Origin of the sequence: Burkholderia sp. FERM BP-3421 (assembly GCF_028657905.1) — a bacterium.
Classification (GTDB): Bacteria; Pseudomonadota; Gammaproteobacteria; order Burkholderiales; family Burkholderiaceae; genus Burkholderia.
Genome location: NZ_CP117782.1, coordinates 1,216,228 through 1,238,016 on the forward strand (window position 1 = coordinate 1,216,228; position 21,789 = coordinate 1,238,016).

Here is a 21,789-nt window from a genome sequence, read left to right on the forward strand (position 1 = left end):
ACAGGCGTTAAAGGTCGAGCGCGGCGCGCAGCGCGGCGACGCCGTCGAATTCGCGATCGGCGGCCGGCAGCGCCGGACGCTCGACCATGATCACCGGCAGGCCGCGCTCGCGCGCGACCTCGAGCTTGGCTTCCGTCGCCGCGCCGCCGCTGTTCTTGCTGATCACCACGTCGATGCCGTACTGCGCGAACAGCGCGCGTTCGCCGTCCGGCGTGAACGGGCCGCGCGCGGCCAGCACCCGCGCGCGCGCGCGGCCCGGATGCGCGTCGAGGCAGCGCACGGTCCAGTGCTGGTGCGGCGGCACCGCGTCGAGATGCGCGAGCGGCTCGCGGCCGAGCGTAAACAGCGGCCGCGCGAACGGCGCGAGCCGCGCGCGCACCGCATCCCAATCGCGCGCGCCGCGCCAGTCGTCGCCCGCGCCCGGCTGCCACGGCGCGCGCCGCAGCGCCCAGTACGGCACGCGTGCCCGCCCGCAGGCGCACGCCGCGTTCGCGCTGATGCGCGCCGCGTACGGATGGGTCGCATCGATCAGCAGGTCGATGCGGGCCTCGGCCAGATAGCGCGCGAGCCCGTCCGCCCCGCCGAAGCCGCCCACCCGCACCGCGCAGGCCAGGTCGTCCGGCACCTTGCCGAGCCCGGCCAGGCTGTAGACCGCCGTCGGGCCGAGCGCGCGCGCGAGCCGCAGCGCGTCGCCCGTGCCGCCGAGCAGCAGGATGCGCGGCGCGGCCGTCATCGCGCGATGCCGACGATGCCGCCCTGGCGGTCGATCGCGAACATCTCGACCGCCACCGACGGCGGCACGATGTCGCGCGCGACCCGCAGCGCGCGGGCGCAGACGGCGTCGCCCAGGGCGACGCCGTCGGCATGCGCGAGCGCGAGCGCCTGCTGGCTGGTGTTGCTGGCGCGGATCGCGTCCAGCAGCGCGGCGGCCGCGCCCGCCTGCGCGGCCCACTCGGCGAGCTGCGGCAAGTCGATGCTCGAATGGCGGCTGTGCAGGTCGAGATGGCCGGCCGCGAGCTTGCTGAGCTTGCCGAAGCCGCCGCACAGGCTGACCCGTTCGACGGGCGCGCGGCGCAGGTGCTTGAGCACCGCGCCCGCGAAATCGCCCATCTCGATCAGCGCGATGTCGGGCAGGCCGTAATACGCGCGCATGGTGTCCTCGCTCGCGTTGCCGGTGCAGGCGGCGAGATGGCGGATGCCGTTCGCGCGCGCGACGTCGATGCCCTGGTGGATCGACGCGATGTAGGCGGAACACGAGAACGGCCGCACGATGCCGGTCGTGCCGAGGATCGACAGGCCGCCGACGATGCCGAGGCGCGGGTTCATCGTCTTGAGCGCAAGCGCCTCGCCGCCCTCGACGCCGATCGTCACCTCGAAGCCGCCCGCATAGCCGTGCTCGGCCGCGAGCGCGCCCAGGTGCTCGCTCATCATGCGGCGCGGCACCGGGTTGATCGCCGGCTCGCCGACCGGCAGCGTGAGCCCCGCGCGGGTCACCGTGCCGACGCCCGGCCCCGCGTGGAAACGCACGCCGGGCGCGGCCGCGAGCCGCACCCTCGCGAACACCAGCGCGCCGTGGGTGACGTCGGGATCGTCGCCCGCGTCCTTGATCGTGCCCGCTTCCGCGCCGTCGTCGGTGCGCCGGCAGAACGCGAGCCGCATCAGCACGCGCTGCCCCTTCGGCAGCACGATCTCGACCGCGTCGCCGGGCACGTCGTCGAACAGCAGCCGCGCGGCCGCGAGCGAGGTCGCCGTCGCGCAGCTGCCCGTCGTGTAGCCGCTGCGCAGCGGGGCGGGCTGTTCGGGGGTCTCGTCGCGCATCAGCGCGCGTCCTCGCGCGGCTTGTCCACCGCGTACAGCGTGACGGGCAGCGCCGCGCGCCAGGTCTCGAAGCCGCCGAGCGGCTGGGCCTCGGCGAGCGCGATGCGCGTGAGCGCGCCGCCGTGCCGCGCGCGCCACGCGACCAGCGCGGCCTCGCCTTCGAGGGTGACCGCATTGGCGACCAGCCGGCCGCCCGGCTTGAGCGCCGCCCAGCAAGTGTCGAGCACGCCCGCGCCGGTCGCGCCGCCGCCGACGAAGATCGCATCGGGCGCGGCGAGGCCCGCGAGCGCATCGGGCGCGCGGCCCGCGACCAGTTGCAGCGCGGGCACGCCCAGCGCATCGCGGTTGTGCTCGATGAAGCGGTGGCGCGCAGGATGCGATTCGATGGCGATCGCCCGGCAGCTTGGGTGCGCGCGCATCCATTCGATGCCGATCGAACCGGCCCCCGCGCCGACGTCCCAGAGCAGTTCGCCGGGCGCGGGCGCGAGGCGGCCGAGCGTGAGCGCGCGCACGTCGCGCTTCGTCAGCTGGCCGTCGTGCCGGTAGGCGTCGTCGGGCAGCCCCGGGGTCAGCGCGAGTCGCGCGGCAGGCGCGTGCGCCGCCGCGCGGCAGTCGAGCGCGACGAGATTGAGCGCGGCCACGTCCGGCGCGCACCAGGCATCGGCGCGTCCGTCGATGCGCCGTTCAAGTGGACCGCCCAGGTGCTCGAACACACTGAGGCGCGTCGCGCCGTAGCCGTGCCCGACGAGCCAGGCGGCAAGCGCGGCGGGCGTCGCACCGTCCGCGCTCAGCACGATGAGACGCCGGCCGTCGTACAGCGCGCGCCGCAGCGCGGCGAGCGGCCGGCCCACCAGCGACAGCGTGTCGACTTCGTGCAGGGCCCAGCCGAGGCGCGCGGCGGCCAACGACGGGGACGACGGCGCGGGCAGGATCCGGAGTTCGTCGACGGGCAGCGCGCGCGCGAGCGTCGCGCCGACGCCGAAGCACATCGGATCGCCGCTCGCGAGCACGCAGACGCGTTCGGCGCGGCGCGCGAGCAGCGCGGCGAGATCGAACGGCCGCGGCCACGCTTCGCGCCGCGCGCGCAAGCGCGCGGGCAGCATCGCCAGATGCCGTTCGCCACCGACGACCAGCGCGGCGTCGAACAATGCGCGGCGCGCGGCGCGGCCAAGGCCCGCGTAACCGTCGTCGCCGATCCCGACCACCGTCAGCCAGGTGGTCATGCTTGCTTCCCGTTCCATGATTCCGTCGACGTTGCTGGCGGTGTGGTGACAAAGGAGGAATGATACAGCGCGATGCGGCGCGGGCATGCGCTTGCGGCGACCTCGGCCGGGTTGCTGTCGCGGCGTGGCCGGCGCGTGTCGCGACGGTTTTCGGATTCGACGGCGCCTGCAAACGGCGCGTTGCTTCGCGCGGCCGTGCGGCACGCCGACGCCGGTCGCAACGGAGCCGATGAATGAGTCCGGCGCTTCCACTCAGCCCGTGCCGGGCAGCGCCGTCGGGCCGCTGCCGGCGTATGCCCGGCGCGTATAGCGTCCGCTTTCGGATTCGACGACGTGCTCAGCCGGTCGCAAGAGAGCCGGTGAATTGAGTCCGGCGCTTCCGCCAGGCCCGTGCCGGGCAGCAGCCTCGGGCCACTGCCGGCGTATGCCGGCGCATATCGCGCCGGTTTTCTGGTACGACGACGTGTGCAATCAGCGCTTCGCTTCGCGCGGCCGTGCGGCACGCCGACGCCGGTCGCAATGGAACCGATGAATGAATCCGGCGCTTCCGCCAGGTCCGTTCCGGGCAGCGGCGCGATACGCATGCCCGCATGCGCAAGCCGTATTCACGCGGCGCGCGGGCACGCCGCGGCCGTCGGCCCCGCAACGTCGCGCCGAAAGCAGATCCGTCGTCCCGCCCGATGCTCGGCGGCATCCGCATGCCCCCCGCCTTCACGTCCCCGCCGAATTTATTTGATTCCCTGCAAACCCTTACCCGGCAAGGCCCGACCAGAATCGGGTATGCTACGGCGTTCGTTCGCCGGTGCCCGTCAGGGCCTAACAGGGAACGCAGGATGCCGCTTCGCGCATCGCTGCGGCTGCCCCCGCAACTGTGCGCAGCGAGTCCGCGCGCCAGCATGCCACTGGCCCTGCCGGGAAGGCCGCGCGCGGGCCCCGACCTGCGAGCCAGGAGACCTGCCGGCGTGGTTTTCGTATGTGACGGTCCGCGTCGGACGGGGTGTGCCGACGCCGCCATGCCAGCCGTCCGCGCGCGCGGACGGCGCGGGCCGCCGCGCACACCGACCCGGTGCCTCTTTGACTCCAGCCGACTCCACTGCCGCCTCCGCCCTGCCCCGCGCGTCCGCGTGCCCGGGGCTCGTGCGCATCGTCGCGGCGCGCGACGGCGGGCTGTGCCGGATCCGCCTGCCCGGCGGCGCGCTCGACGCCGCCCAGGCGCGAGCGATCGCCGCGGTCGCCGAGCGCGACGGCTCCGGCGCGATCGAGGCGACCAACCGCGCGAATCTCCAGCTGCGCGGCGTGCGCGCCGGCCGCGAGGCCGCCGTGACCCGCGCGCTGCGCGACGCGGGGCTCGGCCCGCGCGTCGCCGACGATGCCGACGACGCCTGCGTCGCCGCGCGCGACGACGTGCGCAACCTGTTGCTGAGCCCGACCGCCGGCCGCGACCCGCACGCGCTGCTCGACAGCGCCGCGCTGGCCGGGCCGCTGCTCGCGATGCTGCAGAGCGAGCAGCGCCTGGCCGCGCTGTCGCCCAAGTTCTCGCTGCTGCTCGACGGCGGCGAACGGCTCGCGGCGCTCGATCATCCGCATGATCTGTGGCTGTCCGCGCTGCTTGACGCGCGCGGCGAACGCTGGCTCGCCGTCGGCCTTGCCGGCTGCCCGCCCAGGGCGGGCGCGCCCGATGCGCGCCCCGCGCTCGCCGCGATCCGCCCCGAGCACGCCTGCGCCTTCACGCACGCGCTGTTGTGCGCGTTCGTCGCGCTCGCGCCGCCCGACGTCACGCGCATGCGCGCGTTGCTGGCGCGCGAATCGGCCGAGGCCCTGCTCGCGCATGCCGCCGCGCATACGCCGCACACCTGGCGCCGCGACCCCGAGCTGCACGCCTGGCGGCGGCCCGATCCGGACCTCGCGCGGCGCTTCGGCATTCACCCCGAACACACGCCCGACACCTGCCATGTCGGCGCGCAGGCGCCGCTCGGCCGGCTCGACGCGGCCGGCCTGCGCGCGCTCGCCGGGCTCGCCGCCCAGGACGGCGACGGCACGCTGCGCATCACGCCGTGGCAAGGCGTGCTGCTGCCGGGCGTGCCGCGCGCGGCGGCCGGGCGCGTCCTCGCGCGGCTGCATGCGCTCGGCTTTGCGTGCGACCCCGCGCAGCCGCTCGCCCATCTCGTCGCCTGCGCGGGGTCGGCGGGCTGCGCGCGCGCGCTCGCGGACACCAAGCAGGATGCGCGGCAGCTCGCCGCGCGCCTCGCGCGCGCGCGCGACGTGCACCTGAGCGGTTGCGCGCGCAGCTGCGCGCTGCCGCACCCCGCCGCGCACACCTTGCTCGCGGCCTCGCCCGGGCACTATGACCTGTATCGGCGCGACGGGACGACGGGCTTCGGCCGCGTCCTCGCGCGCCATCTGACGATCGATCAGGCCGCGCTCCATCTCGACGGAGCCGGCCAGCTTCAGGACTTCACCGATGCTTGACTACCTACGCGACGGCCAGGAAATCTACCGCCGGTCGTTCGCGACGATCCGCGCCGAAGCGGACCTGCGCGACATCCCCGCCGACCTCGAAAAAGTCGCGGTCCGCGTGATCCACGCGTGCGGGATGGTCGATATCGTGCGCGACCTGCGCTTCTCGCCGGGCGCGGGCCACGCGGGCCGCGCGGCGCTCGCGGCCGGCGCGCCGATTCTCTGCGACGCGCGCATGGTCGCCGAGGGCATCACGCGCGCGCGGCTGCCCGCGGCCAATCCGGTGATCTGCACGCTCGGCGACGCCGCCGTGCCCGATCTCGCCCGCGCGCTCGACAACACCCGCTCGGCGGCCGCGCTCGAACTGTGGCGGCCGCATCTGGCGGGCAGCATCGTCGTGATCGGCAACGCGCCGACCGCGCTGTTCCATCTGCTCGACCTGCTCGATGCGGGCGCGCCGCGCCCCGCGCTGATCCTGGGCTTCCCGGTCGGTTTCATCGGCGCGGCCGAATCGAAGGCGCTCCTGGCCGCCGACAGCCGCGGCGTGCCGTTCGTCGCCGTGCTCGGCCGGCGCGGCGGCAGCGCGATGGCCGCCGCCGCCGTCAACGCGCTCGCCTCGGAGGCCGAATGAACGGCGTCCCGCTCGACGACGGCCCGCGCGCGGCCGGCCGGCTGTACGGCGTCGGCGTCGGCCCCGGCGACCCGGAGCTGCTCACGCTGAAGGCGCTGCGCGTGCTGCGCGCCGCCCCCGTGGTCGCGCACTTCGTCGCGAAGGGCAAGAAAGGCAATGCGTACGGCATCGTCGAGACGCATCTGCACGACGCGCAGACGCAGCTGCCGCTCGTCTACCCCGTCACCACCGAGGCGCTCGCGCCGCCGCTCTGCTACGAAACGATCATCGCCGATTTCTACGACGACGCCGCCGCGCGGGTCGCCGCGCATCTGGACGCGGGCCGCGACGTCGCGGTGATCTGCGAGGGCGACCCGTTCTTCTACGGCTCCTACATGTATCTGCACGACCGGCTCGCCGCGCGCTACGACGCGGAAGTGATCCCCGGCGTGTGCTCGATGCTGGGCGGCGCGGCGGTGCTCGGCGCGCCGCTCGTGTATCGCAACCAGAGCCTGTCGGTGCTGTCCGGCGTGCTGCCCGAGGCGGACCTGCGCGAGCGCCTCGCGCGCGCCGACGCGGCCGTCGTGATGAAGCTCGGCCGCAATTTCGCGAAGGTGCGGCGCGTGCTCGACGAACTCGGGCTCGCGCAGCGCGCGCTCTATGTCGAGCGCGCGACGATGACGAACCAGCGCATCGTGCCGCTCGCGGAGGTCGATCCGATGGCCTCGCCGTATTTTTCACTGCTCGTCGTGCCGGGGAAGAAATGGCAAGCCTGACCACCGCACCCGCGATCATCGTCCTCGGCCCCGGCGCGCTCGACGTCGCGCGCCGCATCCAGGCCGGCCAGCCGGGCGCGCAGGTGCACGCGCTCGCGAGCCGCGCGCGCGCCGACGTCGCTTTCGACGAACTGGGCGCGCACCTGCGCGACCTGTACCGGCGCGGCACGCCGATCGTCGCGCTGTGCGCGGCGGGCATCGTGATCCGCTGCATCGCCCCGCTGCTCGCCGACAAGGGCGCGGAGCCGCCGGTGCTGGCCGTCGCTGAGGACGGCAGCACCGTGGTGCCCTTGTTGGGCGGGCTCGCCGGCGTCAACACGCTTGCCCGCGCGATCGCCGCCACGCTGGCTTGCGCGCCCGCGATCACGACGAGCGGCGAACTGCGCTTCGGCGCGTGCCTGCTCAATCCACCCGACGGCTACACGCTCGCGGACCTCGACCACGGCAAGCGTTTCGTGTCCGACCTGCTCGCCGGCGAGACGGTGCGCATCGACGGCGCGGCGCCCTGGCTCGACGCGGTGGCCTTGCCGCGCGACGATGCAGGCGCGACGCGCACGATCCAGATCTCGCCGCGCGCGCATGCGCGCGCCGACACGCTGCTGATTCATCCGCGCAGCGTCGTGGTCGCGTTGACGCTGGAGACGCGCGCCGCCAGGGCGGACGGGCGCGCGCCGCAATGCGGCGCGGGTGATGGAGCCGGATTTGGGGCTGAGGCTGAGGCTGAGGCTGAAGCCGGGGCCGAAGTCGGAACTGAAGCTGGAGTCGGGACTAAAGTCGAAGTCGAAGTCGAAGTCGAAGCTGAAGTCGAAGTCGGAGCCGGAGTCGGTTACGGTGTCGGGGCCAGGGCCGAAGCTGGAATCGGGACTGAAACCGAAACCAGAACCAGGGCGCATGCCGAAGCCGAATCGCTTGCGCAACAGGTCCGCGCCGCACTGACCGAAGCCGGGCTCGCGTCGCACGCCCTCGCGGCCCTGGTCGCGCCCGCGTCCGCACTGGGCCACCCGGCGCTCGCGCAGGCGGCCGGGCAGCTCGGCGTACCGTTGCGCTTCGCGACCGGCGCGGCGCACGACGCCCCCGCACTGCTCGCCGACACGCTCGCGACGATCGCGCCCGACTGCACGCCGGCCGCCGGCGCGACGCCGACCCTCGCGATCGCCGTCTGCGCGCGGCCCGTGCCCGTCGAACGGCTCGGCCGCGCGCGCGGCCGCCTGACCGTGCTCGGCCTCGGCCCGGGCAGCGCCGCGCTGCTGACGCCCGCCGCCCGCGCCGCGCTCGACGATGCGACCGACATCCTGGGCTACGCGACCTACGTCGAGATGGCCGGCCCGTTCCACGCGGGCCAGCGCCTGCATCCGACCGACAACCGCGAGGAAATGCAGCGTGCGCGCCATGCGTTCGCGCTGGCCGCGCAGGGACGGCGGGTCGCGATGGTGTCGTCGGGCGATCCCGGCGTGTTCGCGATGGCCGCGGCCGTGCTCGAAGCGCTCGACGCCGCGGCCGGCGCGCCGGCGGCCGGCGCTCCTGCAATGGGCGACCCCGCCTGGGCGACGGTCGAACTGGAGATCATCCCCGGCGTCTCGGCCGCGCTCGCCACCGCCGCCGTCGCGGGCGCGCCGCTCGGCCATGATTTCTGCATGCTGTCGCTGTCGGACAACCTGAAGCCGTGGGACATCATCGAAACCCGTTTGCGGCACGCGGCGCAGGCGGACCTCGTGATGGCGTTCTACAACCCGATCTCGCGCGCGCGCCCCTGGCAGCTCGACCGCGCGCTCGACACCGTGCGCGCCTGGCGCGCGCCCGACACCGTCGTCGTACTCGGCCGCGACATCGGCCGGCCCGGCGCGACCCTCGTCACGACGACGCTCGGCGCCTTGCGCGCCGATCAGGTGGACATGCGGACGATGGTCATCGTCGGCTCCTCGACCACCCGGCGCGTTTCCCTGAACAATGGCCGCGATTGGGTCTACACCCCCCGCTGGTATCGCTGAAACGCCCGCCGCACGGGGCGCGCGGGATGTCTCATGAGGTATTAGATTGGTATCATGCTGGCATTAAATTGGTTCATTATTTCTGATTTCAAATCAATCAACAAAAATAACAACCAACTATTCACTAAACGATTGGAATCCTCCAAGATGGGCACGCCGCGCCCGGGACCGGCCCTGTCCGGCCCGCCGCGGTGGCGATGCGCAGGTCAGCGCACCGTTCATAACCATGGAGAGAACACAATGAAATCCAGCGTGTTGTCACATCTGCTCCCGCGCGCGCTTGCCGCGGGCGGTCTGTTCGCGGCGGCGAGCCTGTCACAGGCGGCGGGCGTCTATGCGCCCTACATCGACTTGACGCTCTATCCGACACCGCTCGTCGACCAGATCGGCGTCCAGCAGGGGATCCAGCAATTCACGCTCGCGTTCGTCGTCGCGGGCAACGGCTGTCAGCCGTCGTGGGGCGGCGTGCAGCCGATCGGCAATGGCGCGACGGGCGACCTGCTCACGACGATCGCGACCTCGATCAGCAACTACCGGGCGAAAGGCGGCGAGGTCGCGGTCTCGTTCGGCGGTGCGGCGGGCACGGGGCTCGCGCAGGCCTGCACGACCGTGCCCGCGCTGAAGAGCGCGCTGCAGACGGTGATCGACACCTACGCGCTCACGCACATCGACTTCGACATCGAAGGTTCCGCGCAGGACGATGCGGCGGCGCTCGCGCGCAACTTCCAGGCGGTCGCGCAGCTGCAGGCGGACTATGCGGCGAAGGGCAAGCCACTGCACGTCACGCTGACGCTGCCGACGCTGCAAAGCGGCCTGATCGACGAAGGCCTGGGCGTGCTGAACGCGGCCGTGAAGAACAACGTCGCGCTCGATTCGGTGAACATCATGACGATGGACTACGGTCCGTCGGGCGTCGACATGGGCGCGGCCGCGATCAGCGCGGCGCAGGGGCTGTATTCGCAGCTGGACACGGCGTACAAGTCGGTCGGGCAGCCGAAGACGAACGCGCAACTGTGGCAGCTCGTCGGCGTGACGCCGATGATCGGCCAGAACGATACGCAGGGCGAAATCTTCACGCTCGCCAACGCGCAGAGCGTGGTGAACGCCGCGATCAACAACGGCTACGGCTTCTTCGCGATGTGGTCGGTGGCGCGCGACCAGCCGTGCGCGAGCAACACCGGATCGGCGTCGGACACCTGCTCGGGCGTCACGCAGACGCCCTATGCGTTCTCGACGATCTTCAAGAAGCTCGACGGCAAGTGGGGCACGGGCGTGACGCAGGACCCGAGCTACGGCGGCGGCACGAATCCGGGCAATCCGCCGCAACCCGGGCCGTGGGTGCCGGGCGTCGCCTATCAGGCGGGCGCGACGGTCACCTATCAGGGGACGACCTATACGGCGCAATGGTGGACCCAGGGCGACACGCCGGGCCAGGCTCCGGTCTGGAAGGCCGTGGGCGGCGCGCTGCCGAACTGGTCGTCGACGGTCGCGTATACGGGTGGCTCGTGCGTGATGTACCAGAGCGCGAAGTATTGCGCGCAGTGGTGGACGCAGGGCGATACGCCGGGCGCGGGTGGGGTGTGGGTGAAGTCGTGATGGGGTGAGTTGCTGCGGCCTGCCTTCCGTGCGGTCTCGGGGGCGGGCCGGGTGAGCCTGGGGTCGACGCGCTGTCGGCCAGTGGACAGCGGATGGCTCGTCGAGCGGATGATCGCCTGTGTCCACGACGTCTGAATGCCGCCATGAGATACATAGGGCGAAACCTGATCGGTCAGTCAACGTTAGAGTCTCGCGCTGCTGACCGCTCGATGATCCACTGCTGTCGTTCGAGCCGAAGCGGTAAGGAGACCGAGCGAATTCGCAGCGGCCTCCGGCTGCAAAATCAACAATCTTTAACCAATTTATTGATTCAAAACGAAAATAGAATCGACGACTGGAATACGCGCCCCCAAACATACCCCTATCGGTTAAGCCCCGAGGCGACGGCAAAAACTGGCCTGTTGTTCAACGAAAAGCGCCTTTGGACCGTCAAGATTTGCCCGTCTCCACCCACCTTCGAAGCCTCCCGCCAACTTTGACAGGATAGTTACCCTGATTCGGCGCGTGTACAGTCCCCACACGATTTCTACAGAGGACTCGGCATGGGTTCTGCGTTCATTCGGGAAGGCGACACGACTTCGCACGGTGGCCGGGTGCTCGCCTGCACATCGACCAACATCGTCTTCGGCAAGCCTCTCGCGCTCGAAGGCGACATGGTGTCGTGTCCCAAGTGCAGCGGCGTCTACCCAATCATCGGCGTCCGAGTCCGCAGCATGACATTCGGAGGCCGGGCTGTGGCTACCGAAGGCGACAAAACTGCATGCGGTGCAACGCTGATCGCATCACAAGACATGGCGACGGTAGAACCGACCTCTGGCGCAGGCGGTTCGGTCGGTGCTGGCAAAAGCGTTGTCACGCAGACGACCGCGCGGGACGATGGCGGATATCGCGGCCGCTTCCAGCTCGTCGATGATAAAACACGCACGCCGATCCCAAATCACCCTTACACGGTAACGTCGGCAGACGGCCAAACGATCACCGGTACAACGGACGCCAGCGGCCACACTGATTGGATCAGCAGCCACCAAGCCTCATCGCTATCGTTCCACCACCCCGGGAGCGACGCGTGAGTGGCAATGATGCCGGCGGGAGCGGTGGTTACTCCTCAGGATCGTCAATTGGGGGCTCAAACTCGACCGGCCAGACAACGCAGGTAGGTTTAAGCGCATCCAAACTTTCCGCGAAAGATCGAAAGGTTCTATGTCACACGTTCTGCGAGTGCAGGCGGATCGGCGTTGCGACGAAGGCGGGAACCATCCAGCGACAGCGATGCGTCGAAATGCGTCTTGGGCTGCCAAATGAAGTGTCGAAGATGCAGACAGGGGTTCCAACGGAATACCGTCCAGAACAACCGTACGATATGACGACGAGTCCGCCCGAGCCGATCATGGACTATCACGATCCGCTTGAGCCCAATACAGGCATTCGCCAGTGGATCAAGGACCTGTGGCCCAGCAAGGGCAAGAAATACGAAAAGGGCGACGTCCGCCGCCCTGACGTCGTCATCGTGAATGACCCGTCGAAGCCTCCCGTTCAATCGAATATCAGGACCGTCGTCGAAATGAAGTTCCCCGGCGACCGCTACGGCCCTGACCAGGAAGACGACTACATCGAAATCGCTGGCGGCCCGTCAAAGTTTGTCCACCTTGGTGCGGCCGATTGCCGATGCGGCGACGACGATGGCCAGAAGGAAACTTCGCGCTCGAGGCAATCCGCGCGACAATCCGAACTCGACGACTTGTTCGACGGCAGCAGCAGCGCGCCTGGGGGCCGGTTGCTCCCGCCGGTGCCCGGGCCCGGACCCGGGCCGTCTTTTCCTATACACGCCGGCCCGTTTTAACGCCATGACGAACGACGAGATTGCAGCTTGGGCGAAGGATCCGCAACGCGCGGACACCATGCCATTCGGACTTTACGAGCCCGCGCATCAAAAAGCGATTCCGGGTGCCGCTCTAGTCGTGCGGGGCGTGCTCTACTTCCGCAACGGCTTCACCCCCGAGGTTCGCCAAGCGCTGGTGCGCTGCTTTAAGCAGTACGGTGCAACGATCAAAGAGTATCAGCACGCAGTCGAAAAGGCAGCCGGCCAAACGCCGTCGAAGTTGGGGCCGCTGCGCTGGTTTTATTCCGAGGGAGAAGAACCGATCCAGTACGATAAGTCGCCTGGATTCGAAAGTCTCGCAACGAGCGTTCCTGCCGACGAGACCCTTGCGGTCGCGATGACCAGCGCCGGCCACAAGCTCGCCACAGGGTTCTATGAGTTCACGGTGTTTGCGCTTAGCGAAAAGAAGGCTGCGCGGAAACGTGGGCTCGACGGGCTGGCCTTCACAGTGCCGCGAGCATTTATCGCACACCGCCCCGACGTATTCGAAGCAATGTTCCGCGCGTTCGCTGAAGCGCTGCCGACGGTCAATGGCCATGGCGGGCTAGCCGTGAACGTACCTCCGATGGGGCGTCGGCCGAACGAAGCCAGCGAGTATTTCTACGCGCGCCGCTTCGGCCCTGGCATTGACGTCGGCGATCCAATGCGCTCGGCCCTCCGCAAGCTCTACACGAAGATCAAAACAGTTGACTGGCTCAACGCGCTCGATGCGGACTTGGTCGCGGCTGTCGGCGGCGCATCGGCGCTGGGACTCCCACCAGATTGGTTCGCCCGTATTCCGCTGAGCAACGGGGGCTTAATCATTCAGGCCGGTGTCGCACCGCAATCCGGAGTATCCAATGGACCAGGCATCCCCATATCGCCGCCCGCCGCGTATGTCATTCTGAACCGGGCACTGCGGCCGATCATCGCGGATGACGTCGATATCCTGCAAGACGGAACACTGGACACTACGGCACCTCTGCTCAATACGGTCGTAGCAACCGAAAGTTGGCTGCGCCGGTTCAACGTCCAAGACGATCAACTCGACGGCTTCTGGGTCGAGCTACATAAGACGCCGAGGCTGCGCGGAGAAACTGCGTGATGCTGAGACTGGAGAGCGGCTTGTGATCGATCGTACGCAACAACGACGCACAGGCTTCCATGAATGTCTCTCACCGACCGAGGCTGTGTGAAAACGCGTTGATCGTCTAGACTGAATCAACGCATTCAGGATGGGCTGCCCATGAAGCGATTCGTTGAAGGCGATGACCGCAAGCAGGTAGCGCTATTGCCCGAATGCCTGGACGATTTCGTTGCCGAGGATAACCCGGTCAGGATCGTCGAGGCCTTTGTCGAAGAGCTTGATCTGCACACACTTGGCTTCACCAGTGTTACGCCTTCGACGACAGGCCGCCCCTCCTACCATCCGGCAGTGCTGCTGAAAATATACATCTACGGCTACCTAAACCGGATTCAATCAAGCCGACGCCTGGAGCGCGAATGTCAGCGCAATATCGAGCTGATGTGGCTGACTGGCCGCCTGGTGCCAGACTTCAAAACGATAGCTGACTTTCGACGCAACAACGGCGCAGGTATTCGCAACGTCTGTAGTCGGTTTGTCGTGTTGTGCCGCGATCTCAAGCTGTTCTCCCAGGCCATGGTCGCCATCGATGGAAGTAAGTTCAAGGCCTCCAATACACGCGACCGAAACTTTACGACGGGCAAGATCGATAAGCGGCAGCAGCAGATCGAGGAAAGCATCCATCGTTACCTGAGCGCATTAGAAACGGCAGATCGAACGCAGCCGCCCGAGGTGGAAGCCAGAACGACTCGACTCAAAGAGAAGATTGCTCAATTGCAGGGGCAAATGCGTCACCTTGAGCAGATCAAAGAGGAGTTGAAAACGCTGCTTGACGGACAGATCTCGCTGACGGATCCTGATGCACGCTCCATGGCGACCAGTGGCCGTGGTTCTGGGATGGTCGGCTACAACGTGCAGATCGCCGTAGATGCCAAGCACCATCTAATCGTTGCGCATGAAGTTACGAACGCGGGTAGTGACCGCGCGCAGCTAAGTCCAATGGTGCAAGCTGCTCGTGATGCCATGGGTAGAACCAAATTGAAGGCCATCGCTGATCGCGGGTATTACAGTGGCCCACAGATAAAGGCTTGCGAGGACGCAGGCATTGCCGCCATTCTGCCGAAGGTTACGACATCCAGCGCGAAGGCTGATGGCCGCTTTGATCGGGCCGACTTTATTTACATTGCCCGGGATGACGAATATCTATGCCCGGCCGGGCAACGTGCGATCTATCGCTTTACTGGCCTCGAACATGGCATGTATCTACGTCGTTACTGGAGTAGCGCCTGTATCGGCTGCGCCATGAAACCACAATGCACGCCAAGCAATTACCGGCGGATCACGCGCTGGGAGCACGAATCAGTGCTGGAAGCTGCGCAGCGAAGACTGGACCGAATGCCGAATGCGATGACGGTGCGAAGGCGGACAGTTGAGCATGTGTTCGGGACGTTCAAACACTGGATGGGCTACACGCACTTCCTGACTCGCCGGTTTGCCAACGTGAGCACCGAAATGAATTTGCATGTACTGGCATACAACCTCAAACGCGTCATAGCGATACTCGGGTTCTCGAAAACCATGAAGGCGATGCGGCTGGTGGGTGCGTGAAGCACTCCAGGGTGCGCTTACATTGCCGAGGGACCACAGCAACTCAGCACTGAAGCTATGGCGACACTCCTCGTTCACCTGAAGGCTGCGAAAATGCGGCACGGGATCTGCTCCCGCCGACGCTGAGTTACGTGTTTCCACACAGCCTCGACCCACTGCCGCCATTTGAGACAACACGACGTCAATGGCGGCTTCCAAAGTAGTACAGTCACTCGCTGGGCAACGTCGGCTTGAAGCCGACAATCCGAGTCGCAGGTTACAACGGAACAAACGTGTGCAGCTTCAGCGCTATGATCTTGCAATCAGACAACTGAGCGAGCGCGAATGGACATTGATCAACTGTGCCGCGCAGTCAGAACGCCTGCCGATCTTCGAAACTTGCCCGGCTACGTGGAGAAGGTCAATCCCGCGCAGGTCGGACTGCGTCGCGTTATCTGGCCATACGGCTTCGCATCCGAGACGCATTGTGCCTTGACGAACTGCGGTACTCTGCACAAGGTCGGGGTGATCATCGAGCTCGAGGACGGCACTATCTCCAACATTGGGCACATCTGTGGCGGTGACAATGACAAGTTCTCGTCAAAGTTCACCGCGGAGATGCTCAAGTTATCTGAGTCACGACGTCGGGGGGCAATGCTGCCGACGCTTCTCGACCGCCCAGCGCTTGAAGGAACAGAACGCAAAGTACGTGCCGCATATCACCAGGCCGAAATTTGGGTTCGGCGCGTCGAAGCGTTCGCTAAACTCTGTCCAGAGGCGGACCGGGAACTGAGGCGTCGGATCAACGGTGGCGCCAGTATGGCAGTAGTCGAGGTAGTCGAACGCACGGAATCCGAAGCCAGTGACCTGATTGCGTCCGGGCAGGCACGAAGCCGCGCTGCCGCACGCTACAAGGAAATTGAAAAGGGCGTCATCCGTGGCTCGGCTGCACTTTCGCTCACGGAGCAACGTATTTCCTCGCTCTGGCGCCGCGCTGATGCGCTGCTTGCTGCTGATCCGCAAGCCATCGAAATCGCAGCGCTCCAGAAACTATTCAACGAATCAGTCCATTTGCCAGAGGATGCGAGGCGCATCCTTGACGAGTGCGAGGCAGCGCGATTGTTCTTTACTGCAGAGAACTTTGCGTTGATAGCCATACTGCCGATGTCACAAAATGGCAGGGACAACCTGAATGCCCTTACCGTAGACAAACTCGACAAGTCAACCACTGTGCCGCTCGTGCGCCAAGCGTTTGGGAATGCAGGAGGAGATAGGCCGCTTAACAAAAAGCAGCGTGATTTTCATCGGAAGATGGAAGCGATCACGCGCGGAGCGAGACGCATGACGAAACGATAGCGTGGCTGACTGATGTGGGATGCACTTGCCGCCGACATCGGCGAGCGTAAAAGTTGAACAGAAATCCTATTGTCAACGACCCGCGACGCTTCGTCGAAAGACCGGAAGTCGCCGATCTCGGAAGTTCGAAGCTTGTCGATGATTGCATGTCGCCGAGCCAACCCCGACTTCCGGAGTCGACTCACATCAGTCGGTGGAGGCGGCATCAGGTCACTGGCGGCTTTCGAAGTTCTACGGACGTCCGAGGCCGTGCGACTGCGGGGTATGTTCTCGGCCAAACTAGCGCTCAGTTCAAACAGCCTTATAAGTCCGTTTTCTACCCGCGACCCGGCACTAGCCACTCGCCTCGCCGCAGCGACGATGTCACGATCGTAGGGAAATTCGATGTCTCGCTGTAGGGACCGCGCAGTTTATACTTAGCTACTACTCAAAGTCTGTAATGAGACAGCGGCTGTCACTGCTCGGGAAATCGACATGAAATGCTGGATATGCGGGGATGAGGCGACGACTGGCGAGCATCTGGTTAAAGCATCGGACCTTCGGCGATACTTCGGATCGGTTTCACAAAAAACGCCGTTGTTCTATCACACGTCTCAGTGTCACAATGTTCGGCTAGGAAGCACAAACGCCGATCGCCTCAAATCAAAAGCGCTGATCTGCAATCGCTGCAATAGCAACCTTACTCAACCATATGATCGAGCGTGGGAGCGATTCTCCTCCTACCTCGAGCACCGATATATCCCAGCCCCGAATCTTGGATATATCGATCTCGGTCATGTATTTCGCGTGCACACCAAGCGCTCGGCGATAAGCCTACAGCTTTACTTTGTCAAATTGTTCGGTTGTCGCATTGTTGAAGAAAACGTTCCGATCGACACTGAGTCATTTGCTCATGCGCTATTGAATGCTACAACGCTGAGCACCATCCACTTGGGATTTGCGTTGCTGCCGAATGGGTCCGGAAAAAAGGTGGCTGGAGTTACCCCTATTGAGGGGCTGAAAATTGACGGGGTCGTCCGATGCGCGACCTGGCTATATTCGGTTGGAGATCTCAGTGTGTTCGTAACTTATTCAACTCTGCCTAGGCTCACAAAATCTGTGAGTTGGTGGCGCCCCACCCGATACGGGCGCACGGTCCCGCTTACGAATACAGCACGGTGGCAATAAATAGGCAAGTGGCTCGCAGATGGCCTTGGAAGTGCTGGTGGCCGCGAGGTAGCGGCACGAATTCTAATAAAGGTACTCGAATGACGATCGCATATCATTACTGTGACGCAACAGCATTCCAATCAATTATTGAATCTAGAAGACTCCGCCTCACGAATGCGAGGAAGACGAATGATCGACGGGAACTTGAATTTTTTAAGGAAAAGGCGTTCGAGTACATCGCCGAGTTTGCGGAAAAAAACGAATCGTTGGAGACATTTCACACCGCCCTAGGTTTTCATTTCGACGTCTTGGAGGATCTCAGTGAATACCATATTTGCTGCCTATCAAAAGAAAAGGATTCTGTCGGTCAATGGGTCGCATATGCAGACAAGGGCGCGGGATTCGCAATCGGTTTCGACATCAACGCCCTTAGATTGGCAGTAGGCGCACCAATCTTAGATAAAGACTTCGCCACGGCACCTTTAGCGAGTGCGGCAGGTGACTGGCGGTTTGCGCCAGTAATTTATGGTGACGACAAAAGCTTAAGGCCACACCTCGATAAAATATTAGAGTTCGGGAGAGCGCAAGAAGGAGCCGAAATCGGTACAACGCAACAGGCACGCGATTACATCAACCTGATGTGCGCTTATTTCAAGCACCCTGCCTTTCGAGACGAACACGAATGGCGCATCATTTACGATGCTACGCGACCAGTTCGCTTGACCAAGCTGCTCGACAAAGAACCTCAACCTGACATCCGGTGGCGCTACGGGAAATATGGTCTCACTCCGTATTGCGAGACGCCTAATATCTTGAATTGTATTCGCGAGGTGGTAGTCGGACCAAGTAATCTAGATCGAGGGACCGACAGTTATATATCTAAGTTCTTGAGATCCCATGCGATCGACGCCAAGGTCGTAAAGTCAGAATGCCCTTATCGTTGAGGCGATCGGTTTTATCTCGGTGACCTGCATCGTCGCCAGTCGAACGACCGCTTACTGATTGCGAAGCGGTCGCGCGAATGTCTCGGCGGTGGCGTAGGCTAATGACGGCTGTTGGCCGAACTGAGTCAACCGATCTGACGCTGCCTGCTTGATCTAACCCAACCTTTTACACGCGAAATCGCACAAGCCATCACTTAGCCCTACCCCGCCTCCGACCCGGCAAGCACCACCGTTTCCGCTTCCCCTGCCGTTCCGCCGCTCCAACCTCCCTGCCCTTCCGCTCTTTTTCAAGAGCAACGATAACCTCCAACTGCATCGGCCATTCGAGCACCTTCTTCCACTCGGGTCCGACTTCATCATCCTTCTTGCTCGCACAGGATCGCTCGAATTCGTCGACCCGGTCGTCCCATTTGCACAAGCTGTGCCATTCCTCCCATTCGCGTTCGGCAAACCGGCCGGTTCCCCGCATGTCGTCGCATTTGTCTTCCGGCTCCGGGCTCACGTTCCAGTCAGCACACTGACCATAGATATACGCTGTCGGGCCCCTGCTCAGATCGCTCTTGTCACCGCACCTGAACCAGCCGGCCGATGTTGCCAGGGTCATGCCGATCGAACGGGTGCGGGCCACGACGCGCACGAGCCGGCTCAACTTGTCGTCGCCGGGACTCCAACGACGCGCATCGGCATGCGCCAGGTCGCCGGCCACCCGCGCAAAGTAGCCGGCGCGGGACAGCGGATCCGGCGGATAGATGCCGATCACCTCGTCGAAGCGCCCCTTGCGAATGGCTGGGACATCGAGCGTGCCGACCAGATTGGTGATGAGCGCATAGGCAACCCGGCGCTCCTTGGCGCGTTCGTGCAGCGCCTTCAGCTTCGGCAGCATGCCCGGCGTCAGGAATGAATAGAAGTTCGTCGCGCGCTTGCCGGACGCATCGCGTCGCCTCAGAATCGGATCGAATTCGTCGAACAGGATCACGACGCGCGACAGCATCGACAAGGTTTCGAACACCGCTCGCGCGCGCCCTTCCACACTGTCCTCGCCGCCTTTCACGAGATCGCTCGGCGTCACTTCGACGAGCGGCGCCTGACAGGTGTGCGCCAGCGATTCGATCAGCATGGTCTTCCCGGTGCCGCCCGGTCCATGCAACACGAGCGACATGCATTCCGATTTCGCCCATCGCGTAACATGGGTTCGCATCTGCTGAAGCGCAATCGCCACCGACGGCCGCCGCCCGACCGGCTTATCCGCGCCCGGAGTCCCGACCGCCGCCTGCACGAGCCCATAGTCGGGATAAAACAGCTCGCCGAGCCCGACCCCGGACGAACGCGGCCAAGACACCTTGAAGTGATCGAGGATCATGTCGTTGATCCCCGCATCCAGCATCCAGTTGAGCGACGCCAGGCTTTCCACGGCGTCGACCGATGCGATCAGGCCGGCTTTCGTCCGGTGGCGGTCGAACTCGCTGAACCAGCCTTCGATCTTCGAGCCGTCCTCCGAATAAGCGCACTGCCGTTCGAAGTAATGCAGCAGATGTTTCGCGAGCCGCTTGTCGAGTGGAAAATGGGCGAACCGGATCAGCTCCGCGACCGCCCCGAGCAATTCGTCGGTTTGTACCGAGTACTGGCTGCATTCATCGGCATGAAACGGCATCCGGCTCGACAACGTACCGTCGGCGGACAAGTCCGCGCAAATCAGCTTCGCGGCGAGTTCGAGGCGGGCGAGCGCACCCGTATCGAGTTCCCGATCCTTGCCCAGAAGGCGCGCATAGGCCGGCGCCGCATAGGCGAGTTCGATCGGTTCCCAGGTGCGGGTATCGGCGTGGTTGCTCGCGGCGAGCTGCGCGTCGATGACCGACGACAGGAAATTCCGGCACGCATCCATGCTGTCTCTCACACCACGTGCCGCGCTCCTGAAGTGTTGCCCCGCCTCTTTCATCCAGTGACCGTCGGCGGGCAGATGCAGTGCGTCGTCAGCCATGCGGATCCCGACCTTGATCGCACCGATCGCAAACTCGTGGCCGGTGAGCGCCGGCCAATCCGGCTTGCTTTTCAGCTCCAGTTCGAGCTTCACCTCCTCGAGATTCTGCACGAGCAACGTCAAGCTTTCTTTCGCCATGCCTTCGAACGCCTTGACGATGTCGTCGATGCTCGACTCGGACTTGATCAGGCCATCCACATCGAACACGACCTTACGCGAAGCTGACGCCAACTCGTTTCTCAATTCGAGGCTCAGCCGTTCCCTGTCGAGCGTCAGCCATTCCTCCGGGATGCCCGGGTATCGCAGCGTGTTCAGGTAAAGCGAAAGACCGTGCATATAGGCGAGCAACGCGCCCGTACGCTCGAGCGTGTCGGCCAGATCGCACAGTGCGCGCACGCACTGGCAGGTCGAATAGGCGGTGACCCAGCCCCGCTCGCCGGCGCGCACGCCGCCAATGCACCAGTCCGGCTTCGCCGCCGTGAAGATCTCGCGCACGATCCGGTACCAGGCCAGCATCGTCGGACGGGAAATGGCCAGGCGGCCGGTGGCAACGAACATCCGCATCGCTTCCGCAGCCGCCAGCACGGGGGCATAGTCCTTGTCGATCACGGCGAGCGAGAACTCGGATTGCCAGCGCTCGATTTCGGTTCGGTATGTGCCGATCTGCTCGGGGTCGCGCGCAAGCTGCAGGCCCAGCCGCGCATACTTGTATTTGTCATACAGAATCATGCTTGCCTGGCTTTTGGCGAGAAATTCACGCAGCGCCGCGTGCCCCTGTTTCGTCATGTTGGCGCAGCGCTCGCGGATCGCGTCGAGCGTCCGCAATTCTTCCATATGCGCTTCGAGGTCGTGCGACGACCCGTGGCCCTCTCTGTCACGCAGCGCCGCGTCACGCGCCTCCATGGAAGGGCTCGCCCCGGGCAGGGTCGGCTTTGGCATGGCGGTCTCCTTCGATAGCGCATCGCCCGATGCCGACCCGTCGCGCATCGTCTTCAGGACGATCACCGGCCGCCGATCTGCAATGCCTGCCCCGTAGCAATCACGAATCGCGGCGGCGAAATATCCTGCGAATCAGGTTTCAAGAAATAATTCTAGTAATTAAATCCGCCGCAAACGGGACTTACAAAAATAACGCGCAGTCGATTTTCCCGATTCAAGCATCGGCTAAATCCGTGTTTATTCAAAGTCAGCGGCGTTGCGCGCGCAATGGTGGACGCAGGGCGACACCCCGGGTGCGAGCAGCCTGTGGGTGAAGTCGTGACGGCATGAGTTGCACCGGCCTGCCCGTGTCATCCACGAGCGGGGCCGGGCGAAGGGGTGCGGAACGTCGATGCCGGGGGCGTGTCCGGATGGGCGCCCCTTCGC

The 21,789-nt window shown here is 65.4% G+C and carries 15 protein-coding genes and 1 riboswitch; of the genes, 11 read left to right on the top strand and 4 right to left on the bottom strand.

Annotated features, from left to right (window positions below):
• Positions 1–7: 7 nt before the first annotated feature.
• The 3 genes from Bsp3421_RS21460 to cbiE are packed head-to-tail and all read right to left on the bottom strand — an operon-like array spanning position 8 to position 3,041.
• Positions 8–733, bottom strand: coding sequence for a cobalt-precorrin-6A reductase (locus tag Bsp3421_RS21460; protein WP_274003230.1), 726 nt, complete (start codon positions 731–733; stop codon positions 8–10).
• Positions 730–1,818 (bottom strand): cobalt-precorrin-5B (C(1))-methyltransferase, encoded by a 1,089-nt coding sequence (locus Bsp3421_RS21465; protein ID WP_274003233.1) that lies wholly within the window; start codon positions 1,816–1,818, stop codon positions 730–732. Before Bsp3421_RS21465 ends, Bsp3421_RS21460 begins: the two co-directional genes overlap by 4 nt.
• Entirely contained in the window at positions 1,818–3,041 is a 1,224-nt protein-coding gene (gene cbiE, locus Bsp3421_RS21470; protein WP_274003234.1) for a precorrin-6y C5,15-methyltransferase (decarboxylating) subunit CbiE, read from the bottom strand. Before cbiE ends, Bsp3421_RS21465 begins: the two co-directional genes overlap by 1 nt.
• Before the next feature lie 783 nt (positions 3,042–3,824).
• Positions 3,825–4,017: riboswitch (cobalamin riboswitch) on the top strand.
• A gap of 98 nt (positions 4,018–4,115) precedes the next feature.
• On the opposite strand from cbiE, the gene cobG reads away from it, so the two are divergent.
• The 11 genes from cobG to Bsp3421_RS21525 all read left to right on the top strand — a co-directional run bounded on the left by cobG (position 4,116) and on the right by Bsp3421_RS21525 (position 18,446).
• A complete protein-coding gene (cobG, locus tag Bsp3421_RS21475; RefSeq protein WP_274003235.1) occupies positions 4,116–5,510 on the top strand; it encodes a precorrin-3B synthase in 1,395 nt (464 codons plus the stop codon).
• Entirely contained in the window at positions 5,503–6,129 is a 627-nt protein-coding gene (locus Bsp3421_RS21480) for a precorrin-8X methylmutase (RefSeq protein ID WP_274003238.1), read from the top strand. Before cobG ends, Bsp3421_RS21480 begins: the two co-directional genes overlap by 8 nt.
• Complete coding sequence (locus Bsp3421_RS21485) at positions 6,126–6,884, top strand: precorrin-2 C(20)-methyltransferase (RefSeq protein WP_274003239.1); 759 nt, start codon at positions 6,126–6,128, stop codon at positions 6,882–6,884. The genes Bsp3421_RS21480 and Bsp3421_RS21485 overlap by 4 nt, the downstream gene beginning before the upstream one ends.
• Positions 6,881–8,872 (top strand): precorrin-3B C(17)-methyltransferase, encoded by a 1,992-nt coding sequence (gene cobJ / locus Bsp3421_RS21490; RefSeq protein ID WP_274004313.1) that lies wholly within the window; start codon positions 6,881–6,883, stop codon positions 8,870–8,872. Before Bsp3421_RS21485 ends, cobJ begins: the two co-directional genes overlap by 4 nt.
• Positions 8,873–9,112: 240 nt before the next feature.
• Positions 9,113–10,468, top strand: a complete 1,356-nt coding sequence (locus Bsp3421_RS21495; RefSeq protein WP_274003240.1) for a chitinase — start codon at positions 9,113–9,115, stop codon at positions 10,466–10,468.
• Between the two features lie 542 nt (positions 10,469–11,010).
• A complete protein-coding gene (locus tag Bsp3421_RS21500) occupies positions 11,011–11,538 on the top strand; it encodes a PAAR domain-containing protein (protein WP_274003243.1) in 528 nt (175 codons plus the stop codon).
• Positions 11,535–12,308 carry a VRR-NUC domain-containing protein gene (locus Bsp3421_RS34465; protein ID WP_443111576.1) on the top strand — a complete coding sequence of 258 codons (774 nt, stop codon included), beginning with the start codon at positions 11,535–11,537 and terminating at the stop codon, positions 12,306–12,308. Before Bsp3421_RS21500 ends, Bsp3421_RS34465 begins: the two co-directional genes overlap by 4 nt.
• Positions 12,309–12,312: 4 nt before the next feature.
• The gene (locus Bsp3421_RS21510) at positions 12,313–13,431 is read left to right on the top strand and encodes a DUF3396 domain-containing protein (protein WP_274003247.1); all 1,119 of its coding nucleotides are present in this window, start codon (positions 12,313–12,315) and stop codon (positions 13,429–13,431) included.
• A 141-nt stretch (positions 13,432–13,572) separates the two neighbouring features.
• Positions 13,573–15,018, top strand: a complete 1,446-nt coding sequence (locus tag Bsp3421_RS21515; protein WP_274003249.1) for an IS1182 family transposase — start codon at positions 13,573–13,575, stop codon at positions 15,016–15,018.
• Positions 15,019–15,342: 324 nt separating this feature from the next.
• The gene (locus tag Bsp3421_RS21520; protein WP_274003250.1) at positions 15,343–16,353 is read left to right on the top strand and encodes a hypothetical protein; all 1,011 of its coding nucleotides are present in this window, start codon (positions 15,343–15,345) and stop codon (positions 16,351–16,353) included.
• Between the two features lie 1,247 nt (positions 16,354–17,600).
• Complete coding sequence (locus Bsp3421_RS21525; protein WP_274003251.1) at positions 17,601–18,446, top strand: DUF2971 domain-containing protein; 846 nt, start codon at positions 17,601–17,603, stop codon at positions 18,444–18,446.
• Positions 18,447–18,636: 190 nt separating this feature from the next.
• On the opposite strand, the gene Bsp3421_RS21530 is transcribed toward Bsp3421_RS21525, so the two are convergent.
• Complete coding sequence (locus Bsp3421_RS21530) at positions 18,637–21,429, bottom strand: ATP-binding protein (protein ID WP_274003252.1); 2,793 nt, start codon at positions 21,427–21,429, stop codon at positions 18,637–18,639.
• Positions 21,430–21,789: the final 360 nt, after the last annotated feature.